At 26.4% G+C, this 25556-nt stretch carries 21 protein-coding genes; 14 read left to right on the top strand and 7 right to left on the bottom strand.

Annotated features, from left to right (window positions below):
* Positions 1–145: 145 nt before the first annotated feature.
* The gene (locus tag BM020_RS03955) at positions 146–1063 is read left to right on the top strand and encodes a manganese-dependent inorganic pyrophosphatase (protein ID WP_067145973.1); all 918 of its coding nucleotides are present in this window, start codon (positions 146–148) and stop codon (positions 1061–1063) included.
* A gap of 83 nt (positions 1064–1146) precedes the next feature.
* Here BM020_RS03955 and BM020_RS03950 read toward each other — a convergent pair whose 3' ends face one another.
* Entirely contained in the window at positions 1147–3327 is a 2181-nt protein-coding gene (locus BM020_RS03950) for a hypothetical protein (protein WP_074798307.1), read from the bottom strand.
* 439 nt (positions 3328–3766) lie between these two features.
* Between BM020_RS03950 and BM020_RS03945 the strand changes: the two genes are divergently transcribed.
* On the top strand, positions 3767–4939 hold the full coding sequence (locus tag BM020_RS03945; RefSeq protein WP_074798305.1) for an aldo/keto reductase: 1173 nt from the start codon (positions 3767–3769) through the stop codon (positions 4937–4939).
* Between the two features lie 121 nt (positions 4940–5060).
* Here the strand turns inward: BM020_RS03945 and BM020_RS03940 are convergent, their stop codons facing one another.
* The 4 genes from BM020_RS03940 to BM020_RS03925 form a co-directional block, all read right to left on the bottom strand.
* Positions 5061–5885: a class I SAM-dependent methyltransferase gene (locus BM020_RS03940; RefSeq protein WP_074798303.1), complete on the bottom strand. Its 825-nt coding sequence runs from the start codon at positions 5883–5885 to the stop codon at positions 5061–5063.
* Positions 5886–5929: 44 nt separating this feature from the next.
* Positions 5930–6685, bottom strand: a complete 756-nt coding sequence (locus BM020_RS03935; protein WP_143743950.1) for a class I SAM-dependent methyltransferase — start codon at positions 6683–6685, stop codon at positions 5930–5932.
* A gap of 136 nt (positions 6686–6821) precedes the next feature.
* Entirely contained in the window at positions 6822–7637 is an 816-nt protein-coding gene (locus BM020_RS03930; RefSeq protein WP_067145982.1) for a class I SAM-dependent methyltransferase, read from the bottom strand.
* A gap of 44 nt (positions 7638–7681) precedes the next feature.
* Positions 7682–8173 carry a hypothetical protein gene (locus BM020_RS03925; RefSeq protein WP_074798300.1) on the bottom strand — a complete coding sequence of 164 codons (492 nt, stop codon included), beginning with the start codon at positions 8171–8173 and terminating at the stop codon, positions 7682–7684.
* A 394-nt stretch (positions 8174–8567) separates the two neighbouring features.
* On the opposite strand from BM020_RS03925, the gene BM020_RS03920 reads away from it, so the two are divergent.
* Together BM020_RS03920 and BM020_RS03915 are read left to right on the top strand one after the other, a co-directional pair.
* Positions 8568–8897: a TIGR04076 family protein gene (locus tag BM020_RS03920; protein ID WP_074798298.1), complete on the top strand. Its 330-nt coding sequence runs from the start codon at positions 8568–8570 to the stop codon at positions 8895–8897.
* A gap of 1188 nt (positions 8898–10085) precedes the next feature.
* Positions 10086–11756 (top strand): glutamate--tRNA ligase, encoded by a 1671-nt coding sequence (locus BM020_RS03915; protein WP_074798296.1) that lies wholly within the window; start codon positions 10086–10088, stop codon positions 11754–11756.
* A gap of 405 nt (positions 11757–12161) precedes the next feature.
* Here the strand turns inward: BM020_RS03915 and BM020_RS09305 are convergent, their stop codons facing one another.
* Positions 12162–14138 (bottom strand): hypothetical protein, encoded by a 1977-nt coding sequence (locus tag BM020_RS09305; RefSeq protein ID WP_083405369.1) that lies wholly within the window; start codon positions 14136–14138, stop codon positions 12162–12164.
* 554 nt (positions 14139–14692) lie between these two features.
* Between BM020_RS09305 and BM020_RS03905 the strand changes: the two genes are divergently transcribed.
* The 10 genes from BM020_RS03905 (at position 14693) to BM020_RS03860 (ending at position 24503) form a co-directional block, all read left to right on the top strand.
* The gene (locus BM020_RS03905; RefSeq protein WP_074798292.1) at positions 14693–15925 is read left to right on the top strand and encodes an LL-diaminopimelate aminotransferase; all 1233 of its coding nucleotides are present in this window, start codon (positions 14693–14695) and stop codon (positions 15923–15925) included.
* 44 nt (positions 15926–15969) lie between these two features.
* Entirely contained in the window at positions 15970–16650 is a 681-nt protein-coding gene (locus tag BM020_RS03900) for a DUF6882 domain-containing protein (protein WP_074798290.1), read from the top strand.
* A gap of 59 nt (positions 16651–16709) precedes the next feature.
* Complete coding sequence (locus BM020_RS03895) at positions 16710–17330, top strand: DUF6891 domain-containing protein (protein WP_067145995.1); 621 nt, start codon at positions 16710–16712, stop codon at positions 17328–17330.
* A gap of 195 nt (positions 17331–17525) precedes the next feature.
* Positions 17526–18185: a hypothetical protein gene (locus BM020_RS03890; protein ID WP_074798289.1), complete on the top strand. Its 660-nt coding sequence runs from the start codon at positions 17526–17528 to the stop codon at positions 18183–18185.
* Between the two features lie 120 nt (positions 18186–18305).
* A complete protein-coding gene (locus tag BM020_RS03885; protein WP_067145998.1) occupies positions 18306–18848 on the top strand; it encodes a hypothetical protein in 543 nt (180 codons plus the stop codon).
* A 335-nt stretch (positions 18849–19183) separates the two neighbouring features.
* Positions 19184–20206, top strand: coding sequence for an adenylosuccinate synthetase (locus tag BM020_RS03880; RefSeq protein ID WP_067146000.1), 1023 nt, complete (start codon positions 19184–19186; stop codon positions 20204–20206).
* A 317-nt stretch (positions 20207–20523) separates the two neighbouring features.
* On the top strand, positions 20524–20907 hold the full coding sequence (locus BM020_RS03875) for a transposase (RefSeq protein ID WP_067146002.1): 384 nt from the start codon (positions 20524–20526) through the stop codon (positions 20905–20907).
* Positions 20908–21563: 656 nt separating this feature from the next.
* Positions 21564–22505, top strand: coding sequence for an ABC transporter substrate-binding protein (locus BM020_RS03870; RefSeq protein ID WP_074798287.1), 942 nt, complete (start codon positions 21564–21566; stop codon positions 22503–22505).
* A gap of 421 nt (positions 22506–22926) precedes the next feature.
* Positions 22927–23664, top strand: a complete 738-nt coding sequence (locus tag BM020_RS03865) for an ABC transporter permease (protein WP_067148968.1) — start codon at positions 22927–22929, stop codon at positions 23662–23664.
* A gap of 86 nt (positions 23665–23750) precedes the next feature.
* Complete coding sequence (locus BM020_RS03860) at positions 23751–24503, top strand: ABC transporter ATP-binding protein (protein WP_074798285.1); 753 nt, start codon at positions 23751–23753, stop codon at positions 24501–24503.
* Between the two features lie 191 nt (positions 24504–24694).
* Here BM020_RS03860 and thiD read toward each other — a convergent pair whose 3' ends face one another.
* Entirely contained in the window at positions 24695–25504 is an 810-nt protein-coding gene (gene thiD, locus BM020_RS03855) for a bifunctional hydroxymethylpyrimidine kinase/phosphomethylpyrimidine kinase (protein WP_074798283.1), read from the bottom strand.
* Between the last annotated feature and the right edge of the window lie 52 nt (positions 25505–25556).

Raw genomic sequence — 25556 nt, 5'->3', positions numbered from 1 at the left:
GTTTTCTTTTTTTGGTATAGTTTTTAATTCATGTTTAGATACTTAGATTCTTTTTTAATCTAAGTTTCTAAACTATAATATTTTAATAATTAATCTTTTTTTATAATTTTGATATTAAATTATTCAATAATGCAAAGGTGAAAAAATGAGTAAAACTTATATTTTTGGACATAAAAGTCCGGATACTGATTCAATTACCTCAAGTCTTGTAATGTGTGATTTAGAAACAAAATTAGGTAATGAAGTTGTAGCATGTAGATTAGGCAGCCTTAATAAAGAAACTGAATATGTTTTAAACTACTTTGACATAGAAGCTCCTGAATTAATTGAAACAATTGAAGATGGTACAGATGTAATTCTTGTTGATCATAATAGCCCTAATGAATCTGTTGATAATATAGAAAATGCAAATATTTTAAAAGTTGTAGACCATCATAAAATAGCATTTGAAACTTCTTATCCTTTATTTGTTAGAACTGAACCAGTAGGATGCACTGAAACAGTATTATTTAAATTATATAAAGAAAATGGATTCACTCCAGATAAAACTATTGCATCTTTAATGTTATCTGCAATTATATCTGATACTTTACTTTTAAAATCACCAACTACTACTGAAGATGATAAAAAAACAGTAGAAGAACTTGCAGAAATTGTTGAAATTGATTATGAAGCTTATGGTTTAGAGATGTTAAAAGCAGGAACTGATTTATCAAGTTTCACAATTCCAGAGATTCTAAGTTTAGATGCTAAACAAATTGACTTTAAAAATGTCAAATCTATTGTTAATCAAGTAAACACTGCAGACATTTCTGATGTAATGAAAATGAAAGATGATTTGGAAGATGGAATGAATAAGATTATTGAAGAAGAGGATTTAGACTTATTCATGCTTTTAATTACAGATATTGTAAATAGCAACTCTCAAGTAATTGCAATTGGTAAAGATGCAACACTTGTAGAAAAGGCTTATGGTGTAAAATTAGAAGATAATGCTGTTTTATTAGAGGGTGTTGTTTCCCGTAAGAAACAAGTAGTTCCTATAATGACTGAAAATGCTTAATAATCATTTTATTAAGTTTTTTTATTTTTCTTAATTAAAAAAAATAAGTAAAAAAGATAATGAGGTTTAGCCACTATCTTTTTTTATTTAATTTTTATCGTGTTTTTTATTTTTGATTTACTGTATTCTGTGTAAATCTTATAATTGCCTTTTCTTAGGTTTTTGATTTTTAGTGTTGCGATTCCGTTTTTATTGGTTTTGATTTTGTAGGTTTTTCCTTTTAATTTGAATATTATTGTCTTTTTAGCTTGTGGTTTTCCTTTAGTGTTTACTAGCTTAACATAGAATTTTATTGTTTTTGCTTTTTTCTTTTTAATACTTTTAGCAGTTAATACAGGTTTTACGGTTATTTTATTCTTTTTGATGAATTTGCCGTATTTTGTTGTTATACTATAGGTTTTGGTTCTTGGTTTCAGTGTTATTTTTAGGCTTGCATATCCATTCTTGTTTGTTTTTTTGCTGTATGTTTTTCCAGCTATTGTGAATTTAACTGTTTTTCCTGCACCTACATGCTTACCATTTGCATTGATTATTCGCACTTTAAATGTTCCGCCAAAATAGATCTTACTGTTTTTATTCTTTGTTATTGGTGAATCTAAAACGTATAAAGTGTTTTTAATAGTGCTTGGACCATAATCGCTATTACCATCGAATTTAGCTATAATATTGTATTTTCCTGCTTTTTGTTTGAGGTTTATTGTTGCATATCCTTTATTGTTGGTTTTTATATTGTATTTTGTATTTGCAATTGTTATTTGGATGTTTTGATTTCTTAAAGGGTTTCCTTTGTAGTCTGTTAGTTTTATAGTGTATTTAGTACCGTCCTTATAAAACATATAAACATTACTAGCATTTAGGTAAGAATAACCATTTATGATTATATAATTAATAAACTTGCTACTCTCTTTATTGTAAATCATTTGGATACTGTGTTTTCCGCTGTCTAAATTATAAAAAGTAATCCCATCATTCATCCGGCCACTATGAATTTTCTTAGCATTTTCGTAGTAATCAGTTAAATAATTGTGGTTATTGTAGTAGATTAGATTATTAACTGTGAACACTAGTGTATTTTTAGGACGAAATACACTAAAAGAACATGCAGATACATTAGTGGTGTTGTAATAAACATAAATAGCATCACCATAATAATTAGCAGTGTTATTAACGAAAGAACAAGCATTTAAAGAACCATTACTATATCTCAAATAAACTGCACCACCATCATACCCTGCATGGTTGTTTCTAAAGGAAGAATCTCTTAAAATGCTATTATTACCTAAGCAATCAATGGCACCGCCATAGTATCCTGCATGGTTGTTGGTAAAGGAGGAATCTCTTAAGATACTATTGTCTCCCCTCCAGCCAAGGGCACCTCCATAGTATCCTGCATGGTTGTTGGTAAAGGAGGAATCTCTTAAAGTACCATTATCGCCATAGCAATAAATTGCACCACCATCATACTCTGCATGGTTATTAAGAAAGGAAGAAGTACCTAAAAAACCATTAGCTCCATACCAGTCAATGGCACCACCATACATTCCATGGTTATTAACAAAGGAACAGCTACCTATATTACCATAATTTCCTTCCCAATAGATAGCACCACCATACATTGCATAGTTATTAACAAAGGAACAGTTGCTCATCTTACCGTAATTTCCTTCCCAATAGATAGCACCACCATTATATTCATTAGTGTTATTTGCATTTATGAATTTTATATTTTTTAGTGTGACATGATTACCAGTTATCTTAAGTATTCTTCTTGCGGATTTTCCATCAATTACATGGTTTTTCCCATCAATAGTTATGGGTTTGTTAATAATTATCTCTGAATCACTAAGTGAACAGGTATAGTCTTTATCTAGATTTAATGTACCATTAACAGGTGCCTTGTTGATTAGATTTTGCAAATCGCTGAATGATGATGAAGTTGAGCCCTTTAAATTATCTTCATTCATTTCAATCTTTGATTTATCCTCTATTTTTTCAAGTTCTGTAACTGTTTTATTATCCTCTATTTTTTCTAGTTCTGTAACTGTTTTATTGTCCTCTATTTTTTCTAGTTCTGTAACTGTTTTATTGTCCTCATTTGTTTTAGCATTGACTTTATCATCTACTATTTCTTCACCATCTAAAATTGCCACATTTTCATTTAAACTTATTTCAAAGCTTGCATTGTCTTGTGCTGAGGTAGCAGAAATAGATAAAAATATTAAAAATAAAATCACTATCATAATTTTATTTAAATCCTTAATCATTCTTATTCACCCTCCAATTTATTTAATTTATCTAATTAAACTAAATTAAATCCAGAAATGTGTATAAATAATTAATAATAACTCTATACAATCAACTATAAATAATTAATTGTTTTGAATAAAAAAATTTTTCATAAAAAAGAAGCATGTTTTAGTGAATATTTTAATTGAGAGTTAAAATATCTCTCATTGGGATGATGAATGATAATATAGGTAATTTTTTAGATTAGTTAATATTTTTTTAGTTTTTATTTATTTTATTTTATAATAATATTGCTTTTTCTTATTAGTTCTTTTTTCTTTTTCTTTAACAGTTCTTTTAGCTATTTTTATATATTTTATAAAACAAATATTTAGATGATTTTGAATATTTAATCCAACTAGAATATTAGTTTATAAGATAATATTTGTGAATTTTTCTATTATTTAAGGTGAGATTATGTTTTATAGAAAATTAGGTAGAACTGATTTAGAGGTTTCTAATTTAGGCTTTGGATGTATGCGTTTGCCCCATAAAGAACATTTCTATGAAATCGATGAGCTAGAGACTAGTAAAATGTTTGACTATGCAATTGAACATGGTGTAAATTATTTTGATACTGCTTATTCATTCCATAGCAAAAATAGGAATTTGGGAGGAAATGCTGAACCGTTTTTAGGTAAATATCTTGCAGAAAGAGGTATTCGTGATGATGTAATCATTCAAACTAAATTACCCGGATGGTTAGTAAATAAAAGGGAAGATATGGATAAATTCCTTGATTTACAGTTAGAAAGATTGCAAACTGATTATATTGATGTTTATATGTTACATTCTCTTAAGATAGACTTTTGGAATAAGTTATATGGTATGAATGTCTTAGAGTTCTTAGATAGTGTACTTGAAGATGGAAAAGTTAAATATGTTGGCTTTTCTTTCCATGATGATTTGGATGTTTTCTTTAATATTATGGATTCATATGACAAATGGGATGTTATATTAACTCAAGTAAATTATCTTGATGAAGATTATAAAAGTGGCCTTGGTGGTTTAGAGTTTGTAGGAATGGCAGGGTTAGGAAATGTTATTATGGAACCATTGAGAGGTGGAAGTTTGATTAATAACATTCCAGATGAAGTTCAAGCTATTTGGGACAGTGCAGATAAAAAAAGAAATCCTGTTGAATGGGCATTAGAATACTTATGGGATAAACCTCTTGTAAGTTCTGTCTTCAGTGGTATGAGTAATATGAATCAAGTAAAGCAGAATATTGCTATTGCAGAAAACTGTGATGTTAATTCTATATCTGAACATGATAGGCAAATACTAAAGGATGTTGCTCAAGTTTATAAATCAAGAGAGGAAATTCCATGTACTGGCTGTAGATATTGCATGCCCTGTCATAATAGGGTAGATATTCCCCATTGTTTTAAACAGTATAATATTGCAAAAAGCTTAGATTATATTGATAAAACTGCAGCTCCTTATTTCTGGTTAGTAAATAAGGATGAAAGAGCTGACAGCTGCACTTTCTGTGGTGATTGTAATATACAATGTCCTCAAGGTATTGATATACCTGCAGAGATGGAAAAAGTATATGATTTTTTTCATGATGAAGATATAAACTTTTAAAAAGTTTAAATAAAACTTTTTTTTATTTATTTTTCAACTAATCATTTTTTCAATTAACTTTTTTTATTTTTTATTTATTTTCAACTAATCATTTTTTCAATTAACATATTTTATTTAGATTTTATTCTTCTTTTTTCCACCAAATCAATACTAAATCTGTTTTATCTTTAGGATTGACCCAGTTTCCCCTTTCATTTTTAACGAATATCTCTTTAAAATAATTCTCTAATGCTATTTTATTTTCTTCTTCTAAATCACCAAGTCTCCAAAGAGATCTATTAATAGCTTCATCAAAGTCATGATACTCTTTTAGATTTTCACATTCTAATTGAACTACATTTGCTTCAATTCCAAGGCTTTTGAGAATAAGGACTAAAACAATATAATCGGTTCCGGCTTTAAATATCTTTCCAGCTATTTTAGCTTTTTCTTTTTTATATTTGTGGTTTGATGAACCGAAAAGGGTTATGTAAACATATTTGTTAGCTATTTCATTAAGGCTTAAAAGAGTATCTTTTATATTATATATTCCATTTAAAGATCTTGATGCTAGTACAATATCATAATTGCCGATTTTTTCATGACTGATGTCGTTTATATCCATTTGGATAGTTTTAATATTATTAATATTATCCTTTAAAGCATTTTTATTTAGTTCTTCTAACATTAATTTTGATTTATCAATACCAGTAACAGATTTAGCTTTCTTAGCAATTTTCCTAGTTATAGTGCCTTCTGCACATCCTATATCTAAAGCTGTGTCTTGAGAGGATATTCTCATTTCTTTTAATAAAGTATTGGGATAGTCATCATTTTCAAGCCATCTGCCATAATCTTTCGCTATTTTATCCCAATCTTTCTCTTTTTTAAAGCCTTTTTTGATTGATTTTTGCCATATATATTCCCAGTCAAGCTCTAAAGGATTGATCCCATCTTCTATTTTCATTTTTACACCAATATCCTATAGATGTTAAGTTTGTATTAATAAACTTATTTTTTCCACCAAATCAATACCCAATCTGGTTTATCATTTGGATTAGTTAATAACCCTTCTTCATTTTCCATTAGAATAGACTCTAGGTATTTGGCTAATAATTCCTGTTCATATTTAGTAAATTTTTCTAGATTCCATTTTCCATTGTCTATAGCCTCTTCAATGTTTTCATATGTTCTAATAGGTCCAACATCTAAGTTAACTACATTTGGATAAATTTCCATCTCTGCAAGAAGATTCAAAAGAATTATATAGGAGGGTGCACCGTTATATTCTTTATTGATATATTTAAAGAAGTCTTTTTCTAACTTCCAGTTATTTGGGCCGAATATAGTTATAAATACATATTTATTAGCTATTTCATTAAGATTAGAAAATACTTTTTTAGGGCTTTTTATACTGTTTATTACTCTTGAAGCTAAAACAATATCGTATTTGCCGTATTTCTCTAAAGTTAAATCATTTACATCATCTTTAATTGTTTTAATATTTTTGATATTGTTTTCTTTAATTTTTTCATCTAATATTTCAAGTATTTTATCTGTTGTGTCAATAGCAGTTATAGAGGATACTTCTTTAGATAATGGGATGGTTAGGCTTCCTTCACCACAGCCGACATCTAATAGAGTATCTTCACTAGAAAGAATCATTTTTGAAATTAATTGTTCTGTATAATTATCTTCACTTGCACGTTCACTATATTTTATAGCTGCTTTAGACCAATCTTTACCTCTATCTCCTTTTATATCCATTTTTTTAGTCCAAAATTCATCCCAATCAATTTCAGTTTCATCTTAAATCATGATTTTTCTAGTCATATTTAATCACTATTCTGATTATTTTTTTTAAATTGTTTTTCATATTTAATGATATATTAAAATTATTAATTTACTTCTTCCACCAGTATAATACCCAATCTGCTTTATCATTTGGATTAGAAAGTTTACCATTTTCATTTTCATCAAGAATGTCTTCAAGGTATTTATATAATGATTCTTTTTCTTTATCATTTAAAGTATCCAATCTCCATTTTCCACTTTCTAAAGCTTCTTCAATACTTGTGTATTCTCGCTCATTACCAATATTTAAATTTTCAACATTAGGATAAATTTTCATATCTACAAGTATATTGAAGAAGTATCTATGTGATGGAAATTCAAAATATTCTTTATTGATTGACTGGTAGAAATCCTTTTCTAATTTCCAATTGTTTGGTCCAAAAAGAGTTATGTAAACATATTTATTAGCTATTTCATTAATATTTGTAATGGTTTCTTTTATATTCAGTACTCCGTTTAATGACCTTGAAGCTACAACGATATCATGTGCTCCTACATTATTCATTGTAATCTTGGTTAAATCTTCTTCTATTGTTTTTATATTATCTATATTTTCTTTTTTAGCTTTTTCATTTAGTATTTCAATCATCTTATATGCTGAATCTACTCCAGTTACAGATTTTGCTTTTTTTGCAAGAGGAATTGTAATACTTCCTTCTCCACAACCTAAATCTAAAAGAGTATCTTCTTTAGATAGATCAATCCTTTCAATTAACTTATTGTGATAATCATCTTTTTTTGCAGATTTTCCAAAATTAGGGGCAGCTTTATTCCAATCCTTAGCTCTATCTTTTTTTGCCTCTAATTTACAAGCCCAAAAATAAGCCCAATCAATATCTTCAGGATCATTAATTTGATTAGTCATGATTTCACCAGGTACTTTATAATTTATTAGTTTAAGAGCTTATATCAGTTTTCTTTACTTTCTTTTTGAATTTGGTACAAATCAGCTATTGCTAATGTCCTTTTAAAATCAAAACGGAAATTTTCAATAATGGAACCTAACTCTCTCATAGTTATATTGAACTTTTCAGTTTTTACATCTATGTCACATAAACTATCAATGCTTTGTCCAAGCTCATCTATATATTTTGGAAATGTTTCGTTTGCATGACTAAAGAATACCTCATATTCTTCTGGACTTTCGATAGTTTCATTTCTAACATTTTCTTTTAATTTTTCATAAAAGCCATTGTAGTAAGAATAGCTTTCTCTAAATGAATCAAGTAAATCGCTGATTCTATCAGACATTTTATCTACACAATTTTCTTTAGTTTCTTGAGTTGCATCAGTTGCTAATAATGGCATATTAGCTCTAAATAATAATCCCACATCATTTAAATTTTTATTTAAACCATTTATTGCTTTTTCAAATGAATCTATATCTAATTTTCCATCCATATTATCAATAACCTATTTATTAAAATTTTGCAGAACTTATATTTTTTCTACAGAGAAATTTTTTTTAAAACATATACTTAAAATTTTTTTATAAATTTTAATTATTTCCATATTTCTTGATTTTCAATTTTAAATAATAATATTTTACTATTTAATATTTTAATATTATATAATTTTATAATTAAAATAATATTTATATTTAGCTTTTTATTTTTCCTTTTTCCGATAAAATTCTGTTATTTGACAATCAAATTTTTTCTATTGATGAGAGGTATATTTCTACTGTAATTTTCATATTATTATATCTTGATTATTTCACAAATTTTTCTTCATTTAAAAAGTTTTTAAAAAGTTTTATTAATTTATATAAACTATAAAAAATAAAATTCTTAACATGAAAAAAGTAAAAATAACTATTTTAAAAACAACATTTCAAGAAGATCTTGCTAGGGAATATGGTGTTGATGGATTATCAACTTGCCCTCTAATGAAAGAAGGTGAAGTATATTATGCAGACTATGCAAAGCCTAATGGTTTTTGTGATGAGGCATGGAAAGCTATATATCAATACGTATTTGCTTTAGCTCATGGTGTAAGTGATATTTGGTATTATGAAGATTGGATTAAAACTCATGGAGTAGCTATTGTATCTTGTAATGATGGTTTAAGACCAGTAATTATGAAACTTGAAGTTACTAATATAGAATCTAATCATGATAACTAATTTTATTTTTTAATTTTTGCTACTTTATTTTTTATTTTTTTATTTTCATATATTGTAATTTTTATTTTTTCTTATCTCTAATTGATTTATTTTTTAGGCATAACAAAATATTTTTTAGGCTATATTAAATTTATTTTAGGTAAAACTAAATAATTGTGCTTTATTTTTAAAAATAGGCATTTTAAAACCGAATGATTTATATAGTAATAGGTATATAAAATATATTGTCCATTAGGATAGTTGATTGTTAATTTGAAGATAATTTTGGAGGTAAAAAATGTCAAGAGGGTCTCGCTTATTTACTGGAGGTCATATGCATCATGGCCATTTATTAAGCCGTCATTTATTAGGGGGATGTTATTCTTGGCGCATTGGCTATTAAAGGATTAACAAGTAATTTAAAAGACAAAAAATAGAAAATAAGTAATGTTTATTTAAATTTTCTTAAAATTAATTTAATTATTGCTTAGTCAGCTAATAATAAATTATTTCCCTCAGTTATTATTTACTATTCAAATACCATAAGATATATTTATCACAGAGTTGTCTTTTTGTACTTGTTTTCCTTTGATAAATATGGTTTTTTATCTATTTTTTACTATTTTTTATTTAATTTAGGTATAACTAAATTTTTCTATTTTCATTGACTTAAGTTAAGTATAACTAAATATTTGTCCTTTATTAGTTAAATTAATTGATTAAAATAGAAGGATTTAAATATAAAGAAATTTAAATTGATAATTATCTGATAAATATTGTTGCTAAACCGATTTATTAGATTTGCCATATCTAATATGTTTGTAGAATTTTTGATATTGCTTTTAAGACTAATACTTAAATTTTATAAGAAGCCTTCTAAATTAATTTTCTTAAATTTCTATGAACATATTAGATTTTATACCTATTTTTTATTATTAATAATTTATTTAAACTATTTTTTTATTAAATTAATTAAATTTTAAACTCTATTTTAATTATATTTATATAAGTTTAATTTCATAAATTATAACATAATTTTAATAATTATTAATCATTTTTTAATTAATCGTTTTTAAAATTTATTTAAATTATTTTTTAATAATTAATTATTTTTAAAATTTATTTAAGTTATTCTTTAATTTAAAACTTTTTTTAAATTTATTTTATTTCATGATTAAATGGAAATCATAACTATGAATGAGTGATTATATGGATGAATTAGAAGAAATTGTATTTAAACATGCATTATTAAATGCAGCTAAACATAAAGGAAGCGCAAATCCTGGAGCTGTTATGGGTTCTATTATGAGTTCAGAACCAGAACTTAGGCCAAGAGCAAAGGAAATTGGCCCATTATCTGGAAAAGTTGTAGCTCAAGTTAATGCACTTTCACCTGAGGAACAAGCAGATAAAATGGAAGAATTAGGCCTAGCTATTAAGGAGAAAAAACAAAAAAAAGAAGAAGGATTACCAAAACTTCCAGGTACTAATAAAGATGTTGTAATGCGCTTTGCACCTAATCCAAGTGGCCCATTACATATTGGTCATGCAAGAGCAGCTATTCCAAATGGTGAATATGTTAAAAAATGCGGTGGAAAATTCATTTTAAGAATAGAGGACACAGATCCAAAACGTATTTATGAACCTGCTTATGATCTGATTCAAGAAGATTTAAAATGGTTGGGAATAGAACCTGATGAAGTATATTATCAAAGTGACCGTTTTGAAATTTATTATCAATATGCTGAAGAGTTGATTAAACGTGGAGCAGCATATATGTGTACCTGTGATGGTGGAGAATTTAAAAAACTTAAAGATAACTGCCAAGCTTGTCCATGTAGAGATAATAGTGTAGAAGAAAATATGGATTTATGGAAAAAATTCCCTAAAATGGAACTAGGTGAAGCGGTACTTAGAATTAAAACGGATATAAATCATAAAAATCCTGCTATTCGTGATTGGGTAGCAATGAGAATAGTTGAAGAAGAACATCCAAGATTAGGTACTAAATACAGAGTTTATCCTATGATGAACTTCTCTGTATCTGTAGATGACCATTTACTTGGTATGACCCATGTTTTAAGAGGAAAAGATCACTTAGCAAATAGTGAAAAACAAAAATATCTTTACAAACACATGGGCTGGGAGGTTCCTGAATTTATTCATTATGGTAGATTGAAAATGGAAGACATTGCTTTAAGTACTTCTAAAGCTATGGCAGGAATTGAGGATGGTACTTATAGTGGTTGGGATGATCCAAGACTTGGAACTTTAAGGGCTATTGCAAGAAGAGGGATTCAAGCAGAGACTATTACTCAATTAATGGTTGAAATTGGTATTAAAATGTCTGATTCTGCTATAAGCTGGAAAAAGATTTATGGCCTAAATAGAAACATTATAGAGGAAAAAGTAAATAGATATTTCTTTGTTCCAGATCCTATAAAAATAGAGATAGCTGATGTTTCCGAAGATGATTTGAATTTGGAAATCATTAGACCGTTACATCCTGATTTTGAAGAACGTGGCAACAGAACTCTTATTTTTGATAAAGAGGTTTATATTCCAAAAGCAGATTTTACTAATGGTATTAGTCGTTTAATGGATGCAGTAAATGTTGAAATTAAAGATGATGATGTTTTATTCCATAGCAAATCCTTTGAAGATGCAAGGGAAGCTAAAGCAAGAATTATCCATTGGGTTCCAATTGATGCTATTGGTGCAAAAGTTGTTATGGATGATGCCTCTATTGTAGAGGGTCTTTGTGAGCTGGATTGTAAAGATTTAAAAGTTGGAGACATTGTCCAATTTGAAAGATTCGGCTTTGCAAGACTTGATGAAATTAAAGATGATGAATTGATCTTCTATTATGCTCATAAGTGAGCATAATTCTTTTTTTATTTTTAGTTAATTTCTTAACCATTTTATTTCATTTAATTTCTATATTTAATCATTTTATTTTAATTTAGCTTTTTTAAGTCTTTTTTATTTTTCATCATCTTTTTTTAATTTCTTCGTTAATATTAATACAATATATTTTTTTAAATAGAAGATCATTAAAATAAAAAAGGAGTTTATGGTTTAAAAATAGTTTTTAAAAATATTTTAAAAAATAAAAAAATAATAGAAAAAGATAATAAATTTATTTAAAGATTAATTCGGTTTTTTTTTAATTTAAACAAATTTATTTAATGTTTTAACAAATTAATAATAAAAAATTATTAAATCTAAAAAGATATTAAAAATAAAGTGAATTAAAATAGTTTAAAACTATTTTAATTATTTAAATTATTTTAAAATCTTTTTAACGCTGTTAGATTTTACCCAAATCTTTTTAGATCTGTATCTAACTCCAATATAACCTGGTTTAAGTTTTAAGATTTGGCTTGAATAAGTTTCGCCTTTAATATCAAACATTATGATTTGGCCAACTTTAAGTTCAAACAATGTTCCATTGATGTAAACTTCTTCAACATCAGTTCTGTACTTATGTAGCATTAATCTTTTTTGACCTTCTTCAACAGGCTCTTCTTTTGCAGGGCTAGCTTTTCTTGTAAGTTTAGAATTTGCTTTAGCTTCAGCTATTTTATGGAGTTCTTCCTCACTAATGCCTTTTGAACCTAAAATCTTTTTAGTGTTTTCAGCTCTATGTTTTTTCTCTTTTTCTTTATTTTCGGTTTTTAGATAATCTTCTTTAGTGTAGACATTTGCATCTTTTTCGGAAGTTTCATCAGTAACATCTTCAAAAGATTCAGATAATTCATCATCATCTGTTTTATTGTAAGACTCTTTATTAATCTCTTTATAAATTTTATCTACATCTTCATTTGGTTGATTATTAGCTAAATCTCTTTCTTCTTCATGAATTGGAGTTATTGTAATAGTATCTCCAATGTATTCAATTCCATCTCCAAAGTCTTGAGCATAATCATTAGGTATTATGTCATCTTTAATTTTTTCAATAACTGGTTCTTCTGGAACATTTGGTTTTCTGAAGTTTCTAATAGATTTAATAGCACTACTAATTAATTCCTTATTTTGAGAACTACTTTCACTATCAGAATTAATTGTAACAAAGTCATTTTCAGGAGTTTCATCTACTTCTACTTTTTTATCTTTATTAAGAATAAGATGAAGGTCATCGTTATAGACTTTTTCTGCTACTTGAGAAATCTTATCACTTACTTTTGATGCCCCTTCGGTTATAGTAGATTTAGCCTCTTTTACTCTTGATTCGGTTTCAGTTGTGGGTTTTGTTTCTTCTATTTTTGGTTCGGTTTCAGTTGTAGGTTTTGTTTCTTCTATTTTTGGTTCGGTTTCAATTGCAGTTTCAATTTCTTCTAATCTAGGTTCTGCTTCAATTGTAGATTCTATCTCTGGAGTTTCTTTAGCTTCTTCTACTTTAGTTTCACTTAATTCTTCTTTAACAGCTTCTTTAATTTCTTCAGTTTTATCTATTGTAGTATCTGCTAATTTATCTTCTACTTCCTCTTTAGCCTCTTCAATTTTCTTAATTATTTCTGCAGTATCTGCTTCAGCTTTTTTAACTATTTCATCTTTTTCATCTACTTTCACAGTTTTATCTTCTATTTTAGAAGATTCTTTTACTTCTGCAATAGTATCTGAGGATTTAATAGATTTAACAACTTTCACTGCATTATCACTATCTTCAATAACTAATTTATTAGCATCTTTAGCAATGAATTCTTTTTGTTTTTCAGTCATTGGTACTTGACGAGCTTTAGGTTGTGCTTTTTTCTGTTGAGCACTTTTAATTGTTGAGGTATGTTGTGGTTTAATAGGTTCCTGGAAAGATTCAATCTCTTCTTCTTTATTCATTTGAGTTTTTATCCTATTAGGAGTTCTTTTAACTTTTTTAGGGATAACCTGTTTTTTAGGGCCATTAACTGCTTCAGGATGTATTCTTTTAACTTTTCTCACTTGTTTTTTAGGAGCATTTTCCATAGCTTTTCTTCTTTGTCTAAGTAAAGCACTTGTTTCTCCTAGATTTTCATTTTCAACAATATCAATTGTCTTAGCATATTCTTGTGCTTGGCTGAGATTAGTACGGTTTTTATTTGTAGTTTTTCTAACTTTTCTACGTTTTTCATTATCATAATCAGCTTTAGTACTGTTAATAAACTCTTCTAATTTTTCTTTTTCATCATCTTTTTCCTTATCTCTATAATATAATTTAACAATTATTATAGAAATTATTCCAATAACTGCTATAAGAATAAGCAATATTGTTGTTATTTCTTTCATTTTTTCACCGAATTAATCTTTATTTTTAATATCAAAAATTATAATTTTATACAAGCATTTTTTTAATTAATGATTTTTTTAAAATCAATAGATTATATCTATAATATAAAATAAATATAAGTAAATAATATATTATCTTATAGTGTTATATCTATATCTTTTTTATTTTATTTATACATTAGTTTTGAAATTTCTTAAAGAGAAATTTTTTATTAAATACTTTTTATGTTTTTAAGTTTAAAGGGAAGTTTTTTATTAAATACTTTTTATGTTTTTAAGTTTAAAGGGAAGTTTTTTTTATTAAATACTTTTGAAATTTTTAAAATTATAATTTATATTTCTAATTTTTTAATACACAATTTTATATAATATATTTAATAAACATATTAAGTGTTAAATAGTTAGAAATTATTAATTAAATTAATTTTAGATTATTTTTATTTTTTAAAATTGATTTAAGAGATTTTATTTTTAATATTTATTATGAGTTTTATCTTTGAGATTATTTTAACGAATAATTTTAATTGTTTGAATTATTGTTTGAGGTTATATATATGGTTAAAATTAATGAAAACTATCTATTATTAGAGAGTAGTTACCTTTTTGTTGAAGTAAATAGACGTGCTACTAAATATATGGAAGAAAACCCTGGTAAAAATGTTATTAAAATGGGTATTGGTGATGTAACAAAACCTTTAGTTCCTAGTGTAATCAATGCTTTTAAAGATGCTGTTGATGAGATGGCAGATGTAAATTCTTTTATGGGATATGGTCCTGAACAAGGATATGATTTTTTAGCAGAGGCTATTATAAAAAATGATTTTAATAGATGGGGCATAGATTTAGACCTTGATGAAGTATTTATTTCTGATGGTGCAAAATGTGATGCTGCTAATATTCAAGAAATCTTTGCTTTGGATAATGTTATTGCAGTAACTGATCCAGTTTATCCAGTTTATGTTGATACTAATGTAATGGCTGGTAGGTCTGGTATAATTAAAGATGATGGAATGTATGAAAATATTGTATATCTTCCATGTAGAGAAGAAAATAACTTTGTACCAGAACTTCCAAGTGAAAAAGTAGATTTAATCTATCTTTGTTTCCCAAATAACCCTACTGGAACTACTTTAACTAAAGATCAATTAGCTAAATTTGTAGAATATGCAAAGGAAAATGATGCACTTATCTTATTTGATGCTGCATATGAAGCTTTTATTAGTGAAGACAATGTTCCTCATACAATCTATGAAATTGAAGGTGCTAAAGAAGTAGCTATTGAGTTTAGAAGTTTCTCAAAAACCGCAGGATTTACTGGTACACGTTGTGCATATACTGTTGTTCCTAAAGAAATTAAAATTAAAGATAGTGAAGGTAATGAACAATCAGTTAATCTATTATGGAATAGAAGACAAACTACTAAATTTAATGGTGTTTCCTATCCTGTTCAAAAGGCTGCTGAGGCAGTTTATACTAAAGAAGGTCAAAAAGAAATCATAGAAAACATTGAGTATTACTTAGAAAATGCAAGAATTATTCGTGAAAGTTTATCTGCAATTGGATTAAATGTTTATGGCGGAGTAAATTCCCCTTACATCTGGGTAAAAACTCCAAATGATATGGAATCTTGGGACTTTTTTGACCTTCTCTTAGAAAAAGCAAATATTGTTGGTACTCCAGGTTCTGGATTTGGTCCAAGTGGAGAAGGCTATTTAAGATTAACTGCATTTAATACTTTGGAAAACACTAAAGAAGCTATGGGTAGAATTTCTAAATTGTCTTTCTAATTTAATTTCAATTTAATCTTAATTATATTTTTATTGGTGAAAAAATGGAACTTAATTCTCTTTTAATTGAAGAACGTGATGATTTACAAGATTTATTCTCTAAATATGGTGCTTTAGCATTAGAAAAACAAGAAATATTATCCAATCTTGTTGGAGATGCTGAACCAGAATTGGATATTGAAAATGGAACGGTTAGATTTAATAATATGGAATTTCCTATTCAACTTATTGGATTTTTAGACCCTAATGAATTTACATGGTCTTGGGCTTGGGATAACAAAGAAATTGGCTTTCCAGAAGAACTTATAGAAGAAGCTAAGGCAGTAAAGGAATTTGGTGAGAAACAAAACATTAGTCAATTTATTGAAAATGTATTCTCAGCAAGTTTTAATGAAGCCCATATTTTAACTATGACTATATCATCTTTGTTTGATAATGATGCATACTGTGCAGTTAATTATGGTAGCTTTGTATTCTTTGTTACTATTAAGTCTGATGATATTCAACTAACTGATGATCCTGATGTATTTGCAAATATTATCAATGATTTCCATCGCAGATTTGAAATAAATCATAGAAAAGCTTTAAAATCATATGCTGAGATAAAAGGATATGAATATAAAGAAAGGGATGATTTTTCACTTGTAAAAGTTGGTGATGATAGAGTGGTTATTGGTTTAACTGAAAGAAAAAATATTCAAAGTATTAAAGTTATAAAAGCTTAATATTTCAATTTATGATTGCTTAATTCGGATTAATTTTTTAAGTCTTTAAAGGTGTTTTTATGAATCAAGAGCTGATTGATGAAATTAATTATGAAATTCAATTATTAATTAAATCTGGATTTTATTCAGATGATGAAATTTTAGAAGTGATTGGTGATGAGTTTATTGAAGAGAATATTTCAGATGATTTGATTTTAAAACTTTTTTTAGAAAACAAAAACAATTTAAAGGAAATTAATGAGGATTCAGATGATTTTATTAGTTTAAAGAATGCTTTTTTAGACTTAACAAAAGAAAATATTATCTCTATTCATAATGCAGGTTATGATATTGAAGAAGGAATTCAGGATTCTTTTGAATTATTTACACATTTAAGAAATAATAAGTATTCTCCTTATGGATTTTGTTTTTATAGCTTTGAAGATATTGAAAATGTAATTGAAGATAATGATCTATTTATTGCTTTTGGCGATTTTGAATATGATGAAGAAAAAGGCTTAGAGATAGCTAAAAAGATAGCAAAAACTCTTAAAGATTATGGTTTTGAGATTGGTTGGAATGAATCTCTAGATGAAAGAATTTTAATTAAAAACTTTAATTGGAAAAAACACTTTGATGGTGTAGAATATTCAATGGACGGTGCACTTCAAGATTTTATTGAATTAAATAAAGAAAATTAATTGTTTTTATTTAACTTATTTAACTTATTTAATTTATTTAATTTATTTAATTTAATTAATTTATTTAATTTAATTTATTTAATTTATTTAATTTAATTTAATTTATTTAATTTATTTAATTTAATTTATTTGACTTATTTAATTCAATTTATTCAATTTTGTTTAATTCAATATATTTTTTCATTAGTGATTTTTATGAATAATAGATCAAAAGAAATAATAGAAGAAGCGATTTCACAAGGAAAATGGATTTGGTTAGAAATAGATAATAATTCTAATTCTTTATATTTGGAATTTGAAAATCTTAAAATTTCCTCTCAAACTATTTTTGATAATTCATATAAAGGTGAATTAGCTATTCGTTTTGGTCAAAATATTTATTTAGCTTTATATTTTAATGAAAAAGAGGATTTAAGTTTTTTAAAATTTAATATAGATTATTTAGATAATTTAGTTAATTCTAATGAATATTTAACTGAAAAATTTCCTTATTTTTATGAAGAATTTAGAAAAGATATAATAAAATTTAAATTCCAGAATCATGATTATTTAAATAAAATTATAAAAGAATATAAAAATAAAAAAGTTTTAATTAATAATAGGAATCTTCAGGATGTATTTAAAAAGGAAAATGAAGATTATGACTTTTTATTATCTTTTGAATGTGAAAATATAGCTGTTGTTGTTGGTGGCGATTATATTAATTGTTTTAATGATTTTGAATCATTAAGTGATGATGATATTAAAAGAGCCTCTAATAATTGGATGCTCTATTATTTAGATTATTGGAATAAAAAAGGAACAGATAAAGAATATGGTGAAGATTTACTTTGTGAAGAGTTTCCTTTAAAATAAGTATAAACTTATATAGATTTACTTTGTGAAGAGTTTCCTTTAAAATAAGTATAAACTTATATTTAACTTTATTATATTGTATAGATGTCTATCTATTAAGATGATTATTTTGGTGTATTTATGGAACAATTAGAGAAAGGATATAATTATTTGGAAGATAATACCTATTTCTTTGGAGAGATTCCTAATAAAAGAGCTATTGAAATAGCTAATTATGGATTTTTTTGGGATGTTTCTGATGAATTAGCTCCCTTTGGCTGTGAAGAAGCTTATATTGCCTTTACAGAATTATCTGATTGGTTAATTGATAATCCAAACACTCCACTTATTGAATGTTTTATTTGGATTTTAAAATCATGGGATTTAGAATTGGAGGATTTTCATGATGATATTATTGAATGTGAAAGTATATTAAAAATTATTCATGACTTAGATTTTTATGAAGAATTAATGAGTTTAGATTATACTATAATCAGTACTGGTTTTGGCCAATTGATTCTTCAAGGAAAAATAGATATTGATGTTAAAAATATTGTTCAATTATCTATTTTGCGTCAGATGAACTCACATGTTTTAGATGCTTTTTTAGGAAATAATGAACAGTGGAAATATGAAAGATATTTGTATCTTCAAAGGCTTTTAGAGATATTGGAAGAAGCTTGAATGTTTCCATCTTCAAAGTTTTTAAAAATACTAAAAGAAGCTTAAATAACTTAATAAACTATTTTTAAAGTCTTTTAATTTTATTATTTTTTTAAAATTTATCTTAAATTTATCTTAAAAATAGCTAAGTTTATAAGCATTGAAAAATATAATATGTATGTTATGTGTTATGAATCTTAATGAAATTTCTTAAATTTATTTAAAATTTTATTTAATTATTATATGCATATTTAAGTTAAAATCCTTAATCAATAGATTATGAACTAATTAATTGATTCTATTGATTTAATGACTTATTTTTATAAAAAATTTTTATTATTTAAAGGAGAATTTAAATGACTTGTAGTATATTAGTTGGAGGAGCTTGGGGAGATGAAGGTAAAGGGAAATGTATTACTTACCTTTGTGATAAAGATAAACCAGATATTGTTGCTCGTGCAGGAGTAGGACCTAATGCAGGACATTCAGTAGAATTCAATGGAGAAAAATATGGTTTAAGACTTGTTCCATCTGGTTTTGTTCAAACTGAAGCTAAATTACTTATCGGTGCAGGAGTTTTAGTTGATCCTGAAGTATTTTTCCATGAATTAGACTATTTAAGTAAATACAATGTTGCAGAAAGAGCATATGTAGATCCTCGATGCTCTATTATTGCACCTGAACACAAAGAAAGGGATAAATCTTCAGAACATTTAGCTAAAAAAATAGGCAGTACTGGTTCTGGCTGTGGGCCAGCTAATGCAGATAGGGTTTTAAGAACTGCAAAAAGAGCAGAAGACATTCCAGAACTTGCAGATTATTTAACTGATGTTTCTTTAGTATCTAATGAAGCTTTGGATAATGGGGAAGATGTGTTTATTGAAGGTTCACAAGGTTTCGCTCTCTCATTATACTATGGTACTTATCCTTTTGTAACTAGTAAAGACACTACTGCAAGTAGCTTTGCTGCTGATGTAGGTGTAGGTCCTACTAAGGTAGATGAAGTTATTAATGTTTTTAAAGCTTATATTACTCGTGTAGGTGAAGGTCCTTTTGCTACTGAAATGAGTCAAAAAGAGGCAGAGGATTTAGGTATCGAAGAATATGGTGTTGTTACTGGAAGACGTAGAAGAGTCGGTACTTTTGACTTTGAACTTGCAAAGGAATCCTGTAGAATAAATGGTGCTACTCAAATTGCTTTAACCTGTGTTGACAGATTGTATCCTGATTGTGCTAGAACTCAAGATTTCGGTGTTTTATCTGCTGAAACAAAAGATTTCATTACACAAGTTGAGCAAGAAACTGGTGTGCCGGTAACTATTATTTCTACTGGACCGGACTTAAAGGATACTATTGATTTAAGAAAAGAATTATTATAATTCTTATTCTTTTTATTTATTTTTTTATATTTTTCTATTTTTAAGATGTTTTTTTAAATATTACTAATTTCTATTTTTAAGATAATCTTTTTAAATATTACTAATTTCTATTTTTTAAGATATTTTTTAAATATTACTAATTTCTATTTTTCTATTTTTAAGATAATCTTTTTAATTTTTTTATTTTTTATATATTTTTTAATATTTATGTAAAATTTTTATATAAACTTATTACTTTTTCTAATTTTTTTACTTAATTTATTTAACTAGAAAATATTTCAAAAATTATATATATTTTAATACTAATACATTTTATCATGAAAGATATTATTAATCCGAATGTAGAAATTCCTGATGATCAGGTTGCTATGGCATTCTTTAGGAGCGTCCGTTGGGTTAATGGAGTATATTGTCCAAAATGTAAATCCTATAATATCAATAATAGAGGAAACCAAGGTAGAACTCGCAGATACTCTTGTAAAGATTGTGGAACTAATTTCAATGACTTTTCAGGTACAATTTTCCATAAAAGTAAAATTCCTCTTAATCTAATGTTATATATATTATTCAATTTAGATAAAAGAACCACTACTCAATTATCTGAGGAATTAGGTTATAGTAGGCAATGTATTTCAAGAATATCTAAATTATTTAGAGAAAAATTATTAAGTAATTTTGAATTTTGTGATATGGAAGAATAATTTAATCATTCTCTTTAACTATGTCCTTGTAAAAGTTTTATTATTAATTTTAACATTGTTTTATATTTATGGAACATCTTTTAAATTGCTAATTTTAGACTATTGACATATATTTTCTTATTTTTGTAACCTTAATAGTACATTTATGTAAGCTTATCAGTATATTAAAAAGTATTATATATACCATATCAACCTATTATTCCCTTTTTATTAATTTTGATTCTAAGTGTATTCAAATGATTTTAAATATATCTAATTTTTTATTCTATTTTTTTTATTTAACTCATTTTATCTCATTTAAATCATATTTAATTTAAAAATTTATAGTTAATATTTGTACTATTAATCTATCAGTCATTTATTTAATAAAAAACATTATATATTCAGTTTATACAATTATTATATAAGTAATAAGTTTTTAAATTATATTTTATATAATCAATTTATAAAAAAGAACTTATTATTTTAAAAATGTTATATACATAGAAAGAAGTTATATAAACAAGTATCTTTACTAATTGTTTATAAGAAAGTTATATAAGCAAGTATCTTTACTAATTGTTTATAAGAAAGTTATATAAGCAAGTATCTTTACTAATATAAGAAAGTTATATGAAAAGATTTTTTGTTTAATTTTAAAAATAAAAGTGATTTTTATGGATAAAAAAATTCTTGCAATTATTGCTATTATTATTGTAGCTATTGTTGCTGTTGGAGCTTACTTTGCATTAGGTGCAGGTGATGACACTATTACTATTGGTCACTTACCTTCTGATCACGATACTGCAATGTATGTTGCAGAAGCTCAAAAACAGTATGAAGCTCAAGGACTTAAAGTTGAAACTGTTCAATTTAACAATGGTGGAGACTTAATGACTGCTATGGCAAGTGGGGATGTAGATGTTGGTTACGTAGGAATTACTCCTGTATTATCTTCTATTGAAAAAGGAGTACCTGTGAAAGTAGTATCTGGTGCTCAAATTGAAGGTAGTGGTGTAGTTGTTGGATCTGACTCTGGTATTAACTCTCTTGCAGATTTAAAAGGTAAAAAAGTAGGTACCCCAGGTGCAGCTACTATTCAAAACATGATTATTACCTATGGCCTTAATAAATCTGGTGTAAATGTAAATGATGTAGAACTTATTTCAATGAAAGCAGCTCAGATGACTGATGCTTTAAAAGCTGGTCAGATTGATGCTATGATTTGTTGGGAACCATTCTCTTCTATTGCTGTTAAAAATGGATACGGTAAATTACTCCAAAACACTTCTGATATTATTCCAGGACACCCATGTTGTGTAGTTGCAGCAAGACAGGACTTTATTGATAATCATCCTGAAGAACTTAAAAAAATCTTAGCAATCCACGAAAATGCAACTAAATTCACAAATGAAAACCCTTCAGAAGCAGCAGCTTTATTACCTGAAGATATTGTTCCAGATAAGGAATTACAAACAAGCATCATCAATGATACTCAATTCATTTCTGGATTAGATGAGGATTATAAAAAATCAGTAATTGACTTCATGCAACTTGGAGTAGATTTAGGATTATTAAAAGAACCTATTAGTGAAGATAAAATCTTTGCTGAACTTTAAGTCTTTTAACTAATACCCTTAAATTTTAAATTAGTGGTTAATAACTGCTAATTTTTCTTTTTATTTTTTTATAAGATTTTTAATATTTTCTACTAATTTTTCTTTTTTATTTATAAGATTTTTATTATTTCGACTAATTTTTCTTTTTTATTTATAAGATTTTTATTATTTTCTACTAATTTTTCTTTTTTATTTATAAGATTTTTAATAATTTTGTTTTCTATTTTTTTAATTTTCCTATTTTCTTTTACAGCTTAATTATATAAAATTTATATATTATGTTTAATATAATATTATATCGTGTTTTAATTGATTTTTATAATATTATTATAAATTAATAGTTCACAATTTTTAATGAATAATATTATATGATTTCACTATTAAAAAATTAAAATAATTTTTAGCTCGTGATAATGTGAATATAAACAAAAGAGTTTTACCCTTTATTTTACCTATTTTAATTATTATAGTATGGTATATAATTACTGAAGGTCTAAGTTTAATACCTTATTATATTTTACCTAGTCCATTAGATGTATTTGATGCAACATTTAGATTAATAGCTAATGGAAAATTACTAAATCATACTATCAGTACATTAACTAAAGTATTTGCTGGTATTATTTTAGCATCTGTAGTGGCTATTCCATTAGGTATTATCTTAGGTTGGTATGAAACTTTAGATGAACTTACTTCCTTAGTAATTAGTATTTTAAGACCAATTCCTCCAATTGCTTGGATTCCATTTTCCATTTTATGGTTTGGTATTGGATTACCATCTGCTGTATTTGTAATCTTTATTGGTTGTGTATTTTCAGTATTAGTTTACACTATTGATGGTGTAAAAAGAACTGATAAGGTCTTAATTGAAGCAGCAAATACATTAGGTGCAAATAATTGGGATATTTTATATAAAGTAGTTTTACCATCAACTCTTCCTTATATTGTATCTGGTCTTAAAGTAGGTGTAAGTATTGCTTTAATGTGTACTGTATCTGCTGAGATGATTGCATCAAGTAACGGTTTAGGTTATATGATTTTAACTGCAAGTCAATTATTCGATCCAGGTACTATGGTTGTAGGTATGGTAATTATTGGTATTATTGGAATTTTATTTGATGTAGGATTTAAAAAAGCACAATCTATGATTTTCTGGTAAATAGATTAGATTAAAAATTCTAGTGATGGTAAATAGTTTGGATTAAAAATTCGGGTAATTTTGTAATTTTTATCGAAGGTGTTATATTGGCAATTGATATTAAAAACATATCTAAATCATTTACAACAAAAGATAAAGAATTCATTGCATTAGAAGATATTAATTTACATGTCGATGATGGTGAATTGATTTGCCTTTTAGGTCCATCTGGTTGTGGAAAAACAACTCTTTTAAGACTTATTGGTGGCTTAGAAGAAGCGGATTCTGGTGAGATATATGATGGAGGAGGACTTATAGATGGTCCTTCAAAAGATAGGGGCTTTATTTTTCAGCAATATTCTTTATTCCCATGGTTAAATGTTTTAGATAATGTAATGTTTGGTTTAAATTTAGCTGGTGAGAAAAGCAAGGAAGAAAATCTTGCTGCTGCTGAGAGATATTTAGATAGAGTAGGGTTAGCTGATTTTAAGTATAGTTATCCTCATGAGCTCTCTGGTGGTATGAAACAAAGAGTAGCTATTATTCGTTCTTTATTAAACCATACTCCTGTTTTACTTATGGATGAACCATTTTCTGCAGTAGATATGTTAAATAGACATAGTTTACAAGAGCAATTGATTGGTGTTTGGAAAAGATTTGAAACAACAATTATATTTGTAACTCATGATGTTGATGAAGCTGTTTATTTGGCGGATAAAATTGTGATAATGGATAAAAAACCAGGCAGAATAAAAGATATTGTAGAAGTACCTCTTGAACGTCCTAGACAAAGAGAATCAAGAGAGTTTTTAGATTTTCAAGATGAAATTGAAAAACTTTTAGGTATTTGGGAATTATAACTCAAGTTTTTTAGCTTTCTGCCGAGTTTTTTCCTCTTTGGCCTAAAGTCCTGATTAAAATTTTTTTCACTTTATAAGTGAAAATTCTTTTTTTATTTTTTTAGTTATTTTTATAAAAATAGCTTCTATTTTTTTATATTTTTAATTTTATTTTAAAATATGATATCTTTTTTTTTTATAAATGGAAATTTTTAAAATGGTTTTGAATTAAAGTTAGGATTTAAAGTACCATATCTGCCATTTTTTACAGATTCGTAAATGAATTTAGTAGATTTTTCAATAGCTATTTTCAAATTATCACTATCTGATTTATTTTCATTGTTTTTATCTAAGCTATCCCTTTCATTTAATAAAATAAGATTAGAACAAATTGCAGCAGATAAACTGCAGCCAGTTCCATGTAAATTCTTAGTTTCAATTAATTCTTGCTTTAATGTTCTTAACTCATCTTTTTCTTTATTATAAATGATATTTACACCATTAAGATGTCCGCCAGTTATCATAACATTACAATATTTTCCAATCTCATATGCAGCATCTTTTGCATCATCTATACTTTCTATTCTGATTCCAGAAAGATTTTCAGCTTCTGAAACATTTGGTGTAACTAAAAGAGATTTTTTAAGAAGATATTTTTTTAAATCATTAGCTATTTTATCTTTTGCAAGTGAATCTCCTGCACTTGCTACCATCACCGGATCAACAACTATGCTTAAATCATATTCTCCGACCTTTTTACTTACTAGTTGGATGATTTCTTTTGAGTATAATAGGCCTGTCTTTGCATATTTGATAGAGTACTCATCAAATATGGAATGTATCTGTTTGGAGATATATGTAGTGCTTATAGGTTCAACAGAAAAGACTTTTTTAGGATTTTGTGCAGTAAGTGCAGTTATAACTGAAGTTCCATGAATTCCATGTGCTGCCATAGTTTTAATATCTGTTAAGATACCTGCACCTCCTGAAGGGTCAAAACCTGCAATTGATAGTCCTATCATATTATCACAAAAATTATTCATTATTTAATGTAATTTAATATTTAATATAAGT

The organism is Methanobrevibacter olleyae (assembly GCF_900114585.1).
GTDB lineage: Archaea > Methanobacteriota > Methanobacteria > Methanobacteriales > Methanobacteriaceae > Methanobrevibacter > Methanobrevibacter olleyae.
The sequence above is the reverse complement of the archived record's forward strand: the minus strand, read 5'-3'. Positions and strand labels throughout refer to the sequence as shown.